The 17,109-nt window shown below is 44.2% G+C and carries 14 protein-coding genes and 2 pseudogenes; 11 read left to right on the plus strand and 5 right to left on the minus strand.

Going from position 1 to position 17,109, the window contains the following annotated elements:
- The first annotated feature begins 294 nt into the window (after positions 1–294).
- The 4 genes from dndC (at position 295) to dndD (ending at position 4,790) form a co-directional block, all read left to right on the plus strand.
- The gene (gene dndC, locus F6K52_RS16850; protein ID WP_293079603.1) at positions 295–1,845 is read left to right on the plus strand and encodes a DNA phosphorothioation system sulfurtransferase DndC; all 1,551 of its coding nucleotides are present in this window, start codon (positions 295–297) and stop codon (positions 1,843–1,845) included.
- Between the two features lie 21 nt (positions 1,846–1,866).
- Positions 1,867–2,454: a DUF924 family protein gene (locus tag F6K52_RS16855; protein ID WP_293079606.1), complete on the plus strand. Its 588-nt coding sequence runs from the start codon at positions 1,867–1,869 to the stop codon at positions 2,452–2,454.
- Positions 2,455–2,655: 201 nt separating this feature from the next.
- On the plus strand, positions 2,656–2,781 hold the full coding sequence (locus tag F6K52_RS16860) for a hypothetical protein (RefSeq protein ID WP_293079609.1): 126 nt from the start codon (positions 2,656–2,658) through the stop codon (positions 2,779–2,781).
- A gap of 8 nt (positions 2,782–2,789) precedes the next feature.
- On the plus strand, positions 2,790–4,790 hold the full coding sequence (dndD, locus tag F6K52_RS16865; RefSeq protein ID WP_293079612.1) for a DNA sulfur modification protein DndD: 2,001 nt from the start codon (positions 2,790–2,792) through the stop codon (positions 4,788–4,790).
- Here the strand turns inward: dndD and F6K52_RS16870 are convergent.
- On the minus strand, positions 4,780–5,298 hold the full coding sequence (locus F6K52_RS16870; RefSeq protein WP_293079615.1) for a hypothetical protein: 519 nt from the start codon (positions 5,296–5,298) through the stop codon (positions 4,780–4,782). The two genes, dndD and F6K52_RS16870, sit on opposite strands and share 11 nt — an antisense overlap.
- Positions 5,299–5,501: 203 nt before the next feature.
- Between F6K52_RS16870 and dndE the strand changes: the two genes are divergently transcribed.
- Positions 5,502–5,897 (plus strand): DNA sulfur modification protein DndE, encoded by a 396-nt coding sequence (gene dndE / locus F6K52_RS16875; protein ID WP_293079618.1) that lies wholly within the window; start codon positions 5,502–5,504, stop codon positions 5,895–5,897.
- Between the two features lie 22 nt (positions 5,898–5,919).
- Here the strand turns inward: dndE and F6K52_RS16880 are convergent, their stop codons facing one another.
- Both F6K52_RS16880 and F6K52_RS16885 read right to left on the minus strand, forming a co-directional pair.
- The gene (locus F6K52_RS16880; protein WP_293079621.1) at positions 5,920–6,531 is read right to left on the minus strand and encodes a DUF2062 domain-containing protein; all 612 of its coding nucleotides are present in this window, start codon (positions 6,529–6,531) and stop codon (positions 5,920–5,922) included.
- Between the two features lie 173 nt (positions 6,532–6,704).
- Complete coding sequence (locus F6K52_RS16885) at positions 6,705–7,313, minus strand: thioredoxin family protein (protein WP_293079624.1); 609 nt, start codon at positions 7,311–7,313, stop codon at positions 6,705–6,707.
- A 268-nt stretch (positions 7,314–7,581) separates the two neighbouring features.
- Between F6K52_RS16885 and F6K52_RS16890 the strand changes: the two genes are divergently transcribed.
- Together F6K52_RS16890 and F6K52_RS16895 are read left to right on the plus strand one after the other, a co-directional pair.
- Positions 7,582–7,986 (plus strand): NIL domain-containing protein, encoded by a 405-nt coding sequence (locus F6K52_RS16890; protein ID WP_293079626.1) that lies wholly within the window; start codon positions 7,582–7,584, stop codon positions 7,984–7,986.
- A 94-nt stretch (positions 7,987–8,080) separates the two neighbouring features.
- Positions 8,081–9,220: a HEAT repeat domain-containing protein gene (locus F6K52_RS16895; RefSeq protein WP_293079628.1), complete on the plus strand. Its 1,140-nt coding sequence runs from the start codon at positions 8,081–8,083 to the stop codon at positions 9,218–9,220.
- A 154-nt stretch (positions 9,221–9,374) separates the two neighbouring features.
- Here the strand turns inward: F6K52_RS16895 and F6K52_RS16900 are convergent, their stop codons facing one another.
- Positions 9,375–9,494, minus strand: coding sequence for a photosystem I reaction center subunit VIII (locus F6K52_RS16900; protein ID WP_083305222.1), 120 nt, complete (start codon positions 9,492–9,494; stop codon positions 9,375–9,377).
- A 918-nt stretch (positions 9,495–10,412) separates the two neighbouring features.
- Here F6K52_RS16900 and F6K52_RS16905 point away from each other — a divergent pair.
- Positions 10,413–10,898 carry a photosystem I reaction center protein subunit XI gene (locus F6K52_RS16905; protein WP_198954299.1) on the plus strand — a complete coding sequence of 162 codons (486 nt, stop codon included), beginning with the start codon at positions 10,413–10,415 and terminating at the stop codon, positions 10,896–10,898.
- 550 nt (positions 10,899–11,448) lie between these two features.
- Here the strand turns inward: F6K52_RS16905 and F6K52_RS16910 are convergent.
- Positions 11,449–11,700, minus strand: a pseudogene (locus F6K52_RS16910) (RNA-guided endonuclease TnpB family protein); the annotation flags it as partial.
- 114 nt (positions 11,701–11,814) lie between these two features.
- Here F6K52_RS16910 and F6K52_RS16915 point away from each other — a divergent pair.
- The 3 genes and pseudogenes from F6K52_RS16915 to F6K52_RS16925 form a co-directional block, all read left to right on the plus strand.
- A pseudogene (locus F6K52_RS16915) lies at positions 11,815–12,016 on the plus strand (transposase); the annotation flags it as partial.
- A gap of 888 nt (positions 12,017–12,904) precedes the next feature.
- Entirely contained in the window at positions 12,905–13,660 is a 756-nt protein-coding gene (locus tag F6K52_RS16920) for a hypothetical protein (protein ID WP_293079632.1), read from the plus strand.
- Positions 13,661–13,817: 157 nt separating this feature from the next.
- Positions 13,818–17,109 (plus strand): hypothetical protein (locus F6K52_RS16925; protein WP_293079634.1); only part of this gene is annotated, 3,292 nt, incomplete at its 3' end.

The following is a 17,109-nucleotide window of genomic DNA, read 5'->3' on the forward strand; positions in this document are numbered from 1 at the left end:
ATGAAGTGTCTTCCGATCTGTTCGCGTAGCGCATATGCTTACGATAAATATTTTTAACACTAGCACAAGTTTTTAACAATCAAATTAGCTTATTTCCCTATACTCGTGGTTCGATAGAGTAAAACTATTAATCATACCAATTTAGGAAGAAAAACGTTAGATCCACTGTCAAGAAATTTTTTTCAAAACTTGGGATAAGCTCGAAAAAAGGACTAATCTGTCAAGCCTTGTCTTAGCAGAGAGTCAGCACCCCACTCTTGCCTAGAGGGGGTTTCCCCACTCCCGTGACGTCAGATGAATCAGGTAAAACTCTCAGAAAATAAGCCAAAAAATCGGACTGTGGCTGAGCTGGTGAAAGATATCACTGCTCTGACCACTGAAATTCAACAGTTGTACTGCTTAGACGCAATTCCCTGGGTGATAGGGTATAGTGGTGGCAAGGATAGCACCGCAACTCTACAGCTGGTATGGAATGCGATCGCAGCTCTGCCACCAGAACAGCGAACTAAGACTATCTATGTCATCACTACAGACACCTTAGTAGAGAATCCGATTGTTTCAGCTTGGGTTCGCAATTCCCTAAAACAGATTAAGTTAGCGGCTGAAGCTCAAAGATTGCCCTTTGAACCCCATCTCTTACAACCGGAGGTTAAAGAAACCTACTGGGTCAGTTTAATTGGCAAAGGTTACCCAGCCCCACGGGGGAAATTTCGTTGGTGTACGGAACGTTTGAAAATTAAACCGTCTAACCGTTTTATTCGGAATGTGATCCGATCGAGTGGAGAAGCTATTGTTGTTTTAGGGACTCGCAAAGCGGAAAGCCAACAACGGGCAAGACGGATGAAAAAAATGGAAGCGAAGCGAGTACGTGATCGTCTAACTCCTAATATGAATTTACCCAACTCGTTGGTTTATAGCCCCATTGAAGATTGGCAAAATGATGAGGTTTGGCTCTATCTCATGCAATGGCAAAATCCCTGGGAATACAGCAATCAAGATTTATTTGCTATGTATCGAGGGGCTAGTGCTGATAACGAATGTCCATTAGTTGTGGATACGTCTACTCCTAGTTGTGGTAGCTCTCGTTTTGGTTGCTGGGTTTGTACATTGGTGAGTCAGGATAAATCCCTGACAGCTATGATTGATAATGACGAAGAGAAGGAATGGCTGGAACCTTTACTGGATTTGCGCAAGGAGTTGGAGCCTGGAGAAAACCGTGAGCGACGAGATTTTAGACGTAGCAATGGTAATGTTCAACTGTATGAACGGAATTTAGATGGACAAATCTCTGTTGAGCCAATTCCTGGTCCTTATACCAAAGAAGCACGGGAGTATTGGCTGAGAAAATTGCTTACTGTTGAAACTGACGTTCGTCAGAATTGTCCAGACAATATGCGGGACATCACGTTGATTAGTCAAGAGGAACTTAGTGAGATTCGTCGCATTTGGCTAGAAGAAAAACACGAATTTGACGACAGTTTGCCCCGCATCTATGAGGAAGTTACTGGCGAACCCTTCAAAGACATCCGTCCTGGCGCTGAAAATCGTCTGCTTGGTGGTGATGAGTGGCAGGTCTTAGAAGAAATCTGTGACAATGATGCTATGCATCTGGAACTTATGGCAAAACTGCTAGACACAGAACGCCAGTATGTGACTAGGTCTCGTCGTATTGGTATCTATGAGGCTTTGGAGCGGTGCTTTAACACTAGTTCTCGGTCTAAAGAAGATGCGATCGCTAATGCTCACTTGAAACGAGATTTAAAAACGGCTGCTGATGAAGGTGATGTTGACACTGTAAAGCAGCTGGCTTGGGCAAACTTGAAATTTCCAGTCCAAAATTCGTAATCATTCAAACTCTAGTAACTTATGATCAAGGCGTTGGATAGCTCCAATGAGATATTAAATTTCTGGTTTGGTCAACCGGATGAACCCGATTATGGCAAATCCCGCAAAGTCTGGTTTACTAAGAACCCAGATTTTGACCAAGAAATGCGTTCGCGTTTCCTCGACATCTATCAACAGGCGGCGGCTGGGGAGTTAGATAACTGGCAAACATCACCCTATAGCTGTCTAGCGCTAATTATCTTACTCGATCAGTTTCCTCGTAATATGTTTCGGGGTCAACCCCAAGCTTTTGCTACTGATTCCAAAGCCTTGTCTACTGCCCAGTATGCTGTTGATCGAGGTTTTGACAAAGAATTTTTACCAGTCCAGCGCTGGTTTATCTACTTACCGTTTGAGCATAGCGAAAATCTCGAACATCAGTGCTATTGTGTTGAATTATTCTCGACTCTTAAAGATGATCCCGATAGTGCCAGTACCATTAATTATGCCTATCGTCATCTAGAAGTGATTGAACGTTTTGGTCGCTTTCCCCATCGCAATAAAATTCTTGGTCGGGTTAATACTCCAGAAGAGGAGGAATTTATAAAGCTGCCCGGTTCATCATTTTAGCGTTAATTATTTACAGTTAAGTAGTCGGACAAAAGTAAAATTAACTGTTGAAATAGGGAGCAGGGAGCAGGGAGCAGGGAGCAGAGATACTTTTGCAAACTTTATATAAGTTAATATAGTGAGGTTTATTTTTATATAGGTACTTAATCATTGAGATTTAACGGTAAACGATTAACAGCAAATATAGCGTTTCTCATAGTTATGAGGTACATATACTTTTTTCTCTTTTCCCGATTCCCGATTCCCGATTCCCGATTCCCGATTCCCGATTCCCGATTCCCTGTTCCCGATTCCCTGTTCCCTGTTCCCTATAAAATTCCTATTTGATAAATCCTGTGATTTTCCTTGAACTTGTCCTAGAAAACTTTGGCCCCTATCTCGGGCGTCAGGTAATCAATCTCTGTCCAAAAAGGGATGATAACTCTCGACCTATTATTCTAGTCGGTGGTATGAATGGTGGCGGCAAAACCACTATGATGGATGCGATTCGTCTGGCTTTATATGGACACCGCGCTCAATGTTCCACCCGTGGCAATTTGAGTTATAGCGACTTTCTAACTCAGTCAGTCAATCGTAATGCCTTACCCATGGACAACACCCGAGTGGAATTAGTTTTTGAACATATCGAGAACGACCAGCCGATGGAGTATCGGATTGTACGCACTTGGACAAAAAAACCGAAAGATGGTAAGGATAACTTAGGAATTTTAGAGGGAGACTGGCTGGATTCTGCCCTAACCAACACTTGGGACGAGTACATTGAAAATCTGTTACCCTTAGGAATATCAAACCTATTTCTTTTTGATGGGGAACAGGTTAAAGAACTAGCAGAAGTGGAAGCACCACCCCCAGTTGTTGTAGAAGCGATTCGATCCTTACTTGGTCTAGAACTTGCTGACCGCTTAGCCATTGACCTTGATATTTTAGTAACGCGCAAACGCAAATCTATGGCCAATCAACAGCAACTGGCTAATTTAGAAGATATCGAAAAAAAGCTCTCCTCTCAACAATCAGACTATGAGCTAGCTAAACAAGAGTTATGTAGTATTCAAGAGCAGCTAGAAAAAACTAGGGAAAAACAGCAACAAGCTTTTGATAAATTTGTCTGTGATGGTGGCAAAATTGCAGCCCAACGGAACCAACTAGAGAGTCAACTCCATCACTACAATACTAAAGCTGAACAAATTCGTGAACAGATGAGGGAATTAGCAGCTGGTATTTTGCCTCTATCTTTAATTGAACCCCTACTCACCCAAGCTCAAGCTCAAGCAGAAAAAGAATCGCGGACATCACAGGCCAAACTAGCTAGAGATATTTTACAACAGCGTGATCAACGTCTGGTAGATTTATTGACTGCCCTGAAGTTGCCTGCTAAAAAGTTTGATAAAATTAAAGCGTTCTTGGGAAAAGAAAATCAACAACTAGAGCAAGATGCTGGGGAGGGTAAAGACGGTTGGTTAGGAGCTGAAGAAGAAATGTTTTATTACCTCACTAATCTCTTGACTTACTACCAGCCAAGTCAAAAACAATTAGCTGAAGAGCAATTAGCTAAGCGCAAAAATATGGAAGCAGATATTAATGCTACTAAACGACAACTAGCAACAGCTGCTCCTCCGGAATCCTATCAAGAACTCGAAGATGCACTAAAACAGGCACAAACGGAATTGGCTCAAGCTCAAGCAGCTTACGAAATCGCCAAACGCCGCTGTGATAAATTAGGATATGCGATCGCACAAACTAAAAAAGACTTAGCCAGGTATGGTGAAGAAACCATTGACCGCAAAAATGATCAGCATATGCTTGCCGCATCTGCTAAAGTCCAACAGAGCCTTAAGGTTTTCCGGGAACAGTTAACTCTCAGAAAACTGAATAAATTAGAGCATGAGGTAACTGAATGCTTCCTCTATCTCCTTCATAAATCTGACCTAGTCCATCGAGTTGCCATCGACACCAACAACTTCAGCCTATCTCTGTACGACCTACAAGGAAAACTTGTACCGAAACATCGTCTATCCGCTGGGGAAAAGCAATTATTAGCGATCGCATTATTGTGGGGACTCGCCCGTGTTTCTGGACGTAATCTACCCGTAGCCATTGATACCCCCCTCGGACGATTGGACTCATCCCATCGTAGCAACCTAGTGGAACGTTACTTCCCCGCCGCTTCCCATCAGGTGATTCTGCTGTCTACAGATACGGAAATTGGTAAGGTCGAAGCTAAACAATTACGAGACGCTGATGCGATCGCACAACAGTATTTGCTAAATTATGACCCAGGTAAACATCGAACAACAGTGGAATCGGGTTACTTTTACTCACAACAGGTCACGGCATGACCATAAATGTTGTTGATTGCCCATGCAATTTGTCTTGGAGTGCTTCTGAGACAGGGTCTAACGTAATCCTGTATTCTCCTTCTTGCTCCAAGGTGATGCTAGGGCCTGGTTGATAGGGCTGACTAGGATCCGCCGTAGGATCCAAACCCACCCTCGGATAGTTACAAGAATCCTCTTCCCCTGGTATAGGATCACAAGGGTAATAGACAACTGGACTTTGCAAATTGGCCATGAACTGTTGTTGGCTACCATCTGGTAGATAGAGAGTCATTTTCAAGGGAATCGGGTCTAAGATCTTGACAGGCTCGCTAACAGCTTTAAAAGCGAATTGGACAGTTTCCCCAGCAGTAATTGGTTGCTCTTTATCTAGTATTGTCCGGATGGTTAGAGGTTTTGACAGTAACTGTGGTTCTTCTACTAACTCTTTTGTCTCATTATAGCCGCAAGCAGTAATCAATAACGGGCTAATCAATAAGGCAATGGCGAAGACAGTTTTACGAATGTACATGCTTGTTAATTTTATCGCTATTTGCTATCAAAGACGCCAATTTACCCTAAAAAGTTTTACTGACGGCTGAGTACTTATAGCTAAATCATGATTTGAAGATTTCTATCTTTTTACAAGTATTCAAATTGCCAAACTATCACGACTTTGGGCAAATACTAAAGTAGTTTTTCATAAACCGTAAACCTGATTTCATTAATATATACATGCAACCCCCAATAAACCAGATCACACTTTCCCAAACTGCCAAAGACCAACTAATAAAACTCAAACGTCAAACCAAAATCCCTCAGTGGAATGTCCTTTGCCGCTGGGCAATTTGTCGTTCCCTCGCCGAACCGACAATGCCCTCCCCGGTTACCATACCTGCTGATAGTAACCTTGAACTCACTTGGAGCGTTATAGCAGGAGATATGGCTGATCTGATCCTGATTGCTCTCAAACAACGGTGCCATAACGATGGCTTAAGTTTGGAGCCAGAAACTCTAGGGAATCAGTTTCGCCTGCACCTTCATCGAGGTATTGGTTACTTAGCAGGGGATACCACTATTAAAAAAATTGAGGATTTGATCGCCCTGGCTGTTATCAAGGATGAAGAATGAAGTATCAAGTTTTACTCAGGACTCAGGAGTTAGCACTATAGTGGTCAATGCACTGCGTTCCCGTAGCAGCTTTTTCAGAACAGCGATATTTATGATGCTGCAAGGAACGAGAAGTGCGCAATCGATAGATCAGCTTTACACTCAACCAATAACTAACCACAGCACAAACCAACCCAACGGCAAAACAACCAACAAATAAGGTTAGGACAATTTCTGAGCCCAATTCTCTAAATTCCTGCCAAGATTGGAAACTCACATTAGCCAATTGATCCTGGTTCAGTAGCCATTCACCGACGTGAAAGTTGAATGCAAAAATCGGTACATAAGTCAAGGGATTACTAATCCAAGTTCCAGCAGTAGCAGCTATTTTGTTACCTCGCAAGAGTACCGCCAGCAAAATCCCTATAATTAACTGGAGACCAAACAGGGGAAAGAACCCAGCAAACACACCACATGCTAAACCTCGTGCGATCGCTTCTGGTTTTCCTTGCATACGAACCAAGCGCCAATATATGTATTTTAGGCGTCGTTTCAAAGTTCCCCTAAGTCTGATCGACTTTCGTTGACCTAGGTCAAGGGGTTTGGTGGCTGAGGGTAAAGGCTGTGGGTAACTTGAAAGGGATTTTCTAGACATTTTCGCAAATCAATCAGCAACCCTCTACCAACTGGGGCAGATTATTAGTCAGTAGTTAATCTTTACTGTAGCGGAAAATCAGCTTAAAGGGCAAAAGCCAAAGGACAAAGGGGGAAATAAAGCTGCAAAAATCCTAATAAATTCTATGCAAGCTTTCTTATACCTTGTGCCTTTTACCTTGTGCCTTTTACCTGACTGCCATGGCTACGAGGATCATCTTGACTAGTTATTGTAATTGACAGGGAATCGTCAATATCCGAAACTGTACCACTAGCTTGGCTATAAGGTAATGGCACATGGGTTACTATGGCATCTAAGTTAGCTTCGAGGACTTGACGGGGTTGTTCTCCAATAGTTTGGGCGATCACTGTGCTGGCTTGATCAAAATATACAAAATGAGGAATACCATCTACTCGATACTTGACCAGTTCTGGTAACCACTTGGTGTTATCGACATTCAGCATGACAAAATTGACTTTCGTTTTATACTGCTGTTTCAGTTCACCCAAATCCTTTGCCATGGCTTGACAGCTGGTACACCAGTTGGCATAAAACTCCATCAAGGTTGGCTTGCCATTGCTGAGTGCCACCTCTAGAGGGGTAGATGCTTCCGCTTGGGCTTCCAAGGAACCGAGACTAGTCTCAGTTTTTAATCCCAAGAATAGGGCAATACCCAGTGCGATCGCTACTAGGGCAATTAAAAAGTTTCTGATCCGGCTGCCACTAGTGGGTACTGAAGGGGAGGAGGATGGTGTAGTTGAGTCTGGTGAATTAATAGCCATCTTGCTACAACTTTCTTGCTATAACTTTATAATTGTTTACATTTTACAACAAGACCACTTAGGTACCAACAGCGTAAAAACTCGGTTTCTGGTTATAAATCCAGCAATAGCAGGGTAATGGGCCTAAGTCCTGAGTAACGCACGAAGTAGATTAGATTAAAACGTTTTTTGTTGACGGTTGACGCCTGACAGTTAACTGTTAACTGTCAACAAGTGCAAATGTTACTTTTATTTTTACTGGTCTACTGATAAAGTTTGACAAATCACAATGAAAAAACGGGTAACCCTGACCTTTCCCCGACGGGCGATTCAGATGCCGGTGGCTTACCGACTGGCAAAGGATTTCAATGTGGCTGCTAATATCATCCGGGCTCAAGTCGCTCCCAATCAAATCGGCAAACTTGTGCTAGAGTTATCTGGCGACATTGATGAGTTAGATGCTGCGATTGAGTGGATGCGATCGCAAAACATTGATGTTTCCCTCCTCAGTCGCGAGATTTTAATTGATGAAGATAGTTGTGTCGATTGTGGCTTATGTACTGGGGTTTGTCCCACTCAAGCCCTTAGTCTTGAGCCAGAGACATTCAGACTGAAGTTTAAGCGATCGCGTTGCATTGTCTGTGAGCAGTGTATCCCCACTTGCCCGGTTCAGGCCATTTCTACAAATTTTTAAGATTTCAGACGCCTTAAGGTATTGCCCAACAACCCTGTCTTCAGGCAAACTTTCAGATAAAATCAACTAAATATAAACCCGAAGAGGAGCCCTCATGATTCCAATTATTATTGTAGCTATACTTGCAGCAGCGGTTGTTGGGGCAATCGTATTTTTTGCACTGCAAAATAAACTGGATTTTCTCTCCGAACAAACCGACAGAAAATTAGAAGTTTTTCAAAATAAGTATGAGGGTAGAATACAACAAAGTTCTCAAGCTCTCCAAGAAAGTTATCGAGAGCAATTAAATCATAAAATTGAGGAAGTCAAACAGCAGGTAGAGTCTAGCGCTGCTGATCCTGCCGAATCTGTTCAAGCTTTACAGGAAAACTATCAGGCTCAGTTAACCCAAACCACTAATGAGCTGAAGCAACAACTTGATGCTAGTCTTCTTGAAAGTGTCCAATCCTCTGAAGCAAGATATCAAGAACAATTGACACAAGCTACCCATGAGTTAAAGGAAGAACTTGAATCTAATTTTCGCAACGAGCTGCAATCTTTGGAAGCGAAATATCAGGCTGATTTAGAATTAGCCCATCAAAAAATTGATCAATTAGAACAAGCTCATCAATCCCCAATACCAGACCAGGTTAAGAACCTAGAGAAAACCGAGGATAGTTCAGGGGAAACTGGTAATGAATTAGTGGAATTATTAGAAGAGGCAGAAACAAACCAAGACGAGCCTCAACAAGTTGTCAAGGACGAAATATTGCCTGAGCCGAGTCAGCCAGAGCAACCAATGGTGACAGAAACCCCAATTATTACTGATCAGCCCAGCCAAAGTGATCAAGACTTGGATGAAACCATAACTGCTTTGGAAAATTATGCTCAAGCCAGCGATATTCCCCAGTTAAGTAACTATATCAATCATCCTGAAAGCCTTATTCGTGGATCAATTGCATCAGCTTTGGGTAAAATTGCTGCTGCTCAAGGACTCAGAGCCGAAATTAAACAGGCCATACCCCTGATGGGCAAATTGATTCAAGACCCCCAACCATCGGTGCGAAAGTCTGCTGTTGAAGCCCTGAGTAATATTAAATCTGAAAAAGTTATACCCTTGCTTGAAAGGGCATTAAGGGATCCAGATAGTGATGTGGTTAAATCTGCCAGTGCTGGGATTAGTCAGTTTAAGAGTTATCGGCGAACTCCCAAGCCCAAACCTGCTAAGAAGACTGTAAAGCCCTCTAAGCCTTAACGAGTGCTCTAATCCAAAAGCATAGCAAAACTATAGGGATGTGGGGATTGATGACCCTTTCTGGGGAGTCAACCCCCATGCATGATTTAGTCCCACTCTCACCAATACTCCCTTGAAAAAAGGGGGCTGGTATCGTGCAGGACTTCTAGCTTGTTTAGTCAGCGTCGCTTTCAATGTGGATAAACAAAAGTCCTAAAACTACAGTAGGCATAACTAAGCCTACGAAGGGGACTAGCATCGCTGGTAAGAAAGAAGCTGCGTATGCGCCTGTCATATCTTATTTTCCTATTTGCCAATTAATACAGTAACAAATTTAACCTTTCACCACACCAAGCCAATCAGGTATGGTGTTGGTTGCCGGTTTTATCTCAAGCAAGCCTCCACCTACCGAAGTAAGTGTCGGTCTTACACTGCCGAGCCAGGGCTTTGCTCTACATTAAAGAGCCAGCACTGCTATCCAGATGACTGGAAAACGGCATAGCCCCGCTTATTAGAGGGGTAGATTACTATCGATTTTTTCGACAAGTTAATCCTATCACGCTTCACGACTATGAAATACCAAGATCTACCATTGAATTTCCAAGACAACCTGTGGCAAAAACCTGATGATTGCTTCTGTCCTTGCTGAGTCTTTGATAGAGTCAATTCTAATCAGTCTGACATCCCTCTATTGACATCAACACCTCTGCTTGACCTCGACAAAAGCACACAACTCCAGTCAATTTGGGTTAACTTACCGTTTCACCTCGGAGCATGCCAGGGGTTATCCCAACCCGCCCTTCTACCAACGACCCAGCCTCTTCAATGGCTCAGATTACTGGAAAGTTTATGCCAGTCGGATAATTATTAAGATTTTTAACAAATGTTGCCCAAAAAACTTTACAAAAATTAATAACTTTTTGTAACAAAAAAACAATAGGCTAAAAGGGGGTTAATCATCAAAACCCTTGGTTTTAGGTTATTACAATGGTTTTGCAAAGGTTATTTTACCGTAAAGAACTAAGGCTAAAATTTTTGCCATTTATTAAAGAAGGTTAGGAAAAAGAACAATATCTCGTATAATTCGTTACGAGAGGATGCACTTCTCAGCAACGATTGCTCGTGCTGATTCTTTCAGTTCCTTTTCTCCCCCCTAAAGTATTATTACTCAAGGGGTTTATCGGATTTTATAGGAGATAAATTTACAATGACGATGGATGTAATTGACCATGGTGGAGATCCCCAAGTGGGTAATCTAGCCACCCCAATTAATTCCTCTGCTTTCACAAAAGCTTTCATCAACAACTTACCAGCCTACCGTAAAGGGCTATCAGCCAATCGCCGGGGTCTAGAAGTTGGTATGGCTCATGGCTACTTTCTGTATGGACCGTTTGCTTTACTAGGTCCGTTACGTGGCACAGACTATGCCAGCACAGCTGGTTTACTGGCAACAGTTGGCTTAGTGGCTCTTTTGACAGTTGCTTTATCTATTTATGGAGCGGCTGGCTCCGGCAAACCTAAGGCAACATTGACCACACCCAATCCACCAGAAGACTTAGGAACTAAAGAAGGCTGGAGTGAATTTGCCAGTGGTTTCTTGCTTGGTGCTTGTGGCGGGGCATTTTTCGCCTATTTCCTATGCCAGACACCTCATCTAGCCCCACTGCAAAAGATTGCTAGTGGAGTATGGTCTTCTTAACTCTAATTGGAGACAAGAGTTTCTGATCGCGCAGCGGAGGCGAAAGCCGATAGCTAAGCAAGAGAGTCAGGTGACTGACACTTAGTTCACATCACCTATTCTCTTGTTGATACTCCACCGAAGACATTGATTTCAGGAAAAGAGCAATGTTCCAAAAGAACCGCTTCGCTAGGCGATTGGCCGTAGGCCACGCTACGCGAACGCACGACCCATGGTTGGGCTCTGATAACTCCTTTTTTCCAGTCATCGAGCATTTTTTTCCCAAAAATCTTGGGTTTAAAGCCCCGTCCTTCCCTGGATAGAAACCTTAGATAGGGTCGCCTTATTAAATGGAGGCGCGCTTTCCGTTTGAAGAATTAAATTACGGGGTCGCGCCTCAAGTTTTAACCCTTTATGCATAGCCTGCCGACCATAAAGGCGACCCTATCTTACGGTAACTATCGCCTTTGGCGACGCTTGGCCGTAGGCCACGCCAAAGGCGAACGCGAACAACGGACGCCTTTTTTTTGGATCTATCCTGACATTTGTCGCTGAGTGTGGTAGATAAAACACCGTCAGCTCGACGGACTATCCGAACCCGCTTGATTTGCTTCGCGGTCTCGCGCCACAAGTCCCATGTACCTTTGAGTTTAAGCTTTCCGATACCTTTCTTGTCAGTGAAGGTAATCGACTTCTTGTCAGGGGATAGCTTCCAGCCTGACTGCTTATACTCAACAGATCTTCCAGGTTTTTGGAACTTAGGAAAACCATTTTTGCCAGGTATTTTTTTCTTGCAGTTGTCGTAGAAGCGAGCAATCGATGACCGGAGATGAAACCTTAGATAGGGTCGCCTTAGGGCGTGTCATCAAATAGGTGTCAATCGGGTTTAGCATAAAGATCCTACCAAAGTCCAAGTCAATGGGGAGGAATGGAGCGAATGACGCGCCGCTATGCTTTGCGTATCGAACCAGTGGGAGCGCATCAAAGACTTATTACCGGGTCGTCACGGAACGGTAGGAGTGACGGCTTTAGATAATCGATTGTTTGTCTCAGCCGTATTGTATCGCTACCGAGCTGGGATTCCCTGGCGGGACTTGCCGGAGAGATTTGGGGATTTTCGGGTCGTTCATACCCGATTCAGTGGATGGGCTCACTAAAATTGTACAACCTTTACATAGCAAACATTTGAGCCTGTTTCGTCACCCCGTCAGCGTTTTTTTTAAAAAATTGTTTTGACAGTTTGTACATTGTGTGCTACTTTAATATTATAAGCTATCGATTAAAAAGGTACTAAATAGATACTATATAACAATAAGTAGGCAACGTAAAAAATATGTCTCAGAATATTGGGTAATTGTGTATTCTGAGGACTTAAACGTCCTATATTACATTGTTGGTTGGGAAAAAAATAGATAAAAAAAGTATCTATCTAGATCAAAAAAGGTACGGTGGAGCAGACCGAAACCTAAATCTTTGATTTAAACCCTTAGGAGTTGCGCAGTAATAACTCTCTCATTTCTGCATACTAATTGAGAGGAGTAACTCTTGCATATCAATGAATGGCGTTACCTATTAGATGACAAGTGATGTAATAGGTAAGTTATTTTTGCGCAACTCCTTAGGTCGAATTGCCCTCTACTTTTTATGGTTCCGACCTGATAAAGCAAGGGAGCTCGTTGTTCGCTTAGCGTGGCCTACGGCCAAGTAATAATCCCCGTCTCTTTAGAGCGGTGAGTGAGGTGCATCTCCTAAAAGTTGTTTGACAAGGTGCGTTACGGGGCGGGCTGTCTAAACCCTGACTACGAGGCGGAAAGCGATGCAGCGCCGCCAAAGGGGGTTTCCCCCACTCGCTATTGCACTATTTTAGCTGTGCCAGTCCACTACGCAACTTTTTTACAAATATGAGATGCACCCGGTGAGTGTCAGCAAACGGGGAATTTCCCTGTCAAAGACAGGGAAGATTGTTCGAACGGAGATGCGTACGCTCTAACATCTTCAAACAAACTAAGACGATAAGGAGATTAACAATGGAAACGATAGAACTGACCCAAGAACTCATCCAATCCAAGTGGGCAGAACTGAGCAAATCTTCGATGGAAGTGCTTGCTGCCAACGCTGGAACCACCGAGTTTAAGGTTTTAGACATTCAGGCGACACAAATAACGGTCTCATATAACACATTGCTCGGAAATCAACCCAACACTTATGGCAACTATATTGCACTTTGGCAGAACGACGGTTCAATTCCCTGGGATTCTCCGACGTTAAAAACCCAGAAAATTGACACAAATACCCCCAACGGCACCATGACTTTCAGTGGTTTAGAGCTAACCATACAAGACTACATTGTAGGCTATGCCGTCAGCCCTGAATTGTCTGGTGGCTCACGACAGAAACAGGGTAATATATGCTCGAGTGCTAATATCCTAAAAAGTGACGGCGGGTCATCACAGAGGGAGATTTTTACCCCTAGCATTTGTACAAGCTACATTGGCCCGAACTCAATTGCCATTAACTACAATTTGCCGACGGGCATCCTACCAAAGACCAATGGTGCCTGGATCGGTCTTTGGGAATCCGCACTACCCTCCTACAACAACCCTCCCATAGCAGCTAATAACCTTCGAGAGGATGCAGCATCAGGAGCGGGCTTTATCAACAATCTCAAACTATTGCGTGGCCGAACCTATACTGTTGCTCTGTTTATGAGTGGCTGGGATTGTGATTGCAACAGCAAACATGACCAAAAGTCAATGGCTTGTTATGTTACCTTTACGGTCTAACTGTCAGGCATTAGACTTTCCAGATACTTGGTTTTGACCCAGGCCGTGCAAGGGGTTGAGGTTAATTTCTGGAGATGTCTATTAGGCATCATCGGCTGAAATCAACTAGCTGTTCCAACGAGGAACAGCTCCACTTCACTATTCCCACTTTTTTCCGATGAAATTTGAAAAACAGTTCACTGATCGGCTATTTGTGGCTGAGAATCAGAGCGGAGATCGGGGTTTCATTGCCTTTGTTATTCCACGAGGGGTTAACCCACCTCATGGAAACACGGTTAGCCTTCAGGATGCACTAGGCAATGATAGCTATATGGGGACTTTTGTGTTTGCCGCCAAAAGTCCACCGATTTCGGCTGTAGAATCGGCTAATACCTTTGTGGAGTCCATCGATCGCGTTGTCCCCCGATTCACTCGGCAATTCATCTGGCTGACGACTTCTGCTAACATTACCCGCGAAACGATATACAGCGCACAGATTAACGGAAATGGCACATCATTTCAAACGGCTCTCAATGCAGCTCTGACTAGTTCTCTCACCTTCCAGATTCAGGCAGGGATGCAAATTGAGCTGGACAGCGATCGCTCAACATTGAAACTGAATGGTGGTTCCAACCGTTACCAACTCCAATTCTCCGGACCTAGTCAGCCTGAGATGCGACAGGTCACGCGGGGTCGCTTGCCCTTTAGTGGTAGTTTACGCGGCTGCGTGCAATTCACTGGCTTCATCGAGCGAACTTCCTTACAAAAGCAGCTCCAATGGGGATTTCAGTGCTTAATTCCAAAGGCTAATAACTCTGATACGGATAATCCTGCTGTCACTTCCCTTGCCGAGTGGTTACCTTTTGTCAATCCGACGGATAATCCCACAGATTACATCGGCTTCGATATTACCATCGACCCCAGCGATCCGTATAACCAGGTTTTCGACCCTTGTGATGGGGACACCTGCTCGCTCAAAGAAGCCTACAATTCTCGTAGAACTTTCTTTGATTTCACCGGTAAGGATTTCCAGGGGAACGACGTAACCCTGACAAGCTATTATCGAACCGTGTTTGGTGCCAAGGTGGTGCTGATTCCTGGGACTGCTGCCAATGCGACTTACAATGCTCGTCTGGTACTTAGTTTGAGCGATCGCATTTCCACCACAGTAGAGAATTTCCACCTGAGTCCGGAAGGGGATTTTCTTTTGGCTTTGCCCAGCACTACCGACGCCCATAACCACTACCTGCGCTGCGGCTTATCCGGAACAGAATTTTTCAAAATCACACCACAAACCGCCACCCAAAAAGGTGACATCTTGCGGTTTATTTCCCGTCAACCCGCCTATATCCCGGGTTTCCCTTTTCCTACCGCTTCCCCGGTCGGTCCCCCCACCGATCCCACTGCCTCGCCCTTTAATACCCAGTACCGGACATCTTGGGCAACCTTAGTAGACAACTCAGGGAAGCCAATCACCTATGTATCACAGCCAAAAGGTGCCGCATTTTTCGGACAGGACTCGCTGATTGAACCCACTTATACTGACCTTTTTGGTCACACCACTCCAGGCTTCCATGTCAATGCCAATGACACTAATTTCTTCCCGATGTTCCCCTATGGAGGATTGCGGGGGAATCAGAATTCCATGCCCGTTGAAGTGACGCAGAGCCTGGAGAAAACGGTCATCAGTCCCCAGCGACGGGTAATTATCAGCCGCCTCTCCACCGCCAATGCTGCCCGTTTGCTCGATGGAACCGTTACTGGCAAGCAAACCTATGACACCACTCCTTCTGGACTGATTGCTAAAACCACCCAAGATAACGGTGCGGTGAAATGGGACGAGGTTCAATTGGGATGGAACGAAGACAATGGAATCCGCTACACCATGGCTTTCGAGAATCCACCCGATCCGCTGATTAGCGCTTTGCAATCGAGCGATGTATTTCTGGTGGTTGCGAATAACAGTAATATTGGTGACTTCCAGAACCGGGTGAGCATCGGCAATTGGGAGATGCAGGCAAACATCGGTAGGAACCAAAAGTACGGCGACTATCGCAATGTGATGATTGTTAAGGGTCGGAAGGGGAAACTCTACGATCCACAAGATCGAGCCAATAGTCTCGTGGCAAACCCAAAGAAATGGACTCAGTCCCAAGATTTTGCGGTGCCGACAACCACCAACAGTCAGGGAGAAGAGGTGACTGGGGACGATGCTCAGTTGGTGATTCTTTCCCAATGGTTGCAGACCTACTTTGAAAACGCACAGCAACAAGCAGGAAATGCTTACTTCGATAAGTTCAATTCTATCGCCCAATTAGAAAGTTGGACGGGGATCTTGTTTCTGCGTGTAGATATTAACCAATTACCAGACAACCTTACAGGAATTTTAGCAGGGGTTACCGCTCCAACGGCCTTTAATGCCCATCATCTTGCTATTGATATTAGTCCGGTGCGGAAAGGAGAAAATGGACACCCCACTCTTAACAATCCTTCTTCTATCTTTGGTCTGATTTATTATCTCGATCCAGATTTCTCTGATACTCCACCTGTCAAGTCTATTGCACCGACGAATTCGGATCGTTATAACTTCCGTTTATTATCCCTGAAGGTGTTGTTCGAGAATACTGCCATCAAGAGTTTTGAAAGCTACGCCCAGTTGACGCTGAACCAGTTATTCGGTGCAACGGTGACGAAAATGGGAAATCCCGACAATATTTACAAGAATGTATTACTTGCTGGGAGTCTTCAGATTAATAACGGCAAGGCAGTATACAGTCTTAGTAGCCAGAATGATGATGCTTTCTATTTCGACAACAATATTATTAACAAGGTCGAAATTACGGATGTGCTGTTATCTACACGATCTGGCGATGATAGCGCTGATATGGTGTCTTGGTTCGCGATGACGGGATTCATTGATTTCTGTGAATTGAAAAATACCCAAGGCACAACACCCGAACCATTTGATATTTTCTCCTTTGGCAATAAACAGGGTCAGGATAACCTCAAACAAGGATTGAGCTTTTCCAATCTCGGCGTTCAGATGAGTTTCCCAGCCACAGATCCGACCAACAGCACTCTGACTTTCGATCCTAGCGAGATTACTTTCGACCTGTCCCTCAGTACCCCCAGGAAAAATAGCTTATATCTCAACCTGGTTCTGGATCTAGATTCACTAGTGCTAGGAACCAAAGACAAAGGTCCTAAAGATAGCGGCTATCTAGATGTAATTCCAGATTTGCGGTTGGGTGGAGTCAGCGGTGGTGATTGGTATGGGTTGCGCTTCAAGTTGAATATGGGAACACCAGGTGAACTTGCAGGCAAAGTCAACCTTGATTCTTACCTCTTATTATCTTGGTCGCCGGACAGTAATAGCAAAAGCGGTTACAAGGCTGGGGTTGGGATTGAACTGCCAGGAACCGGCGGTGGTGCCAAGTTGATTAGCTTGCAAAATGTGATGAAATTGGCGA

Source organism: Moorena sp. SIO3H5, assembly GCF_010692395.1.
GTDB lineage: Bacteria > Cyanobacteriota > Cyanobacteriia > Cyanobacteriales > Coleofasciculaceae > Moorena.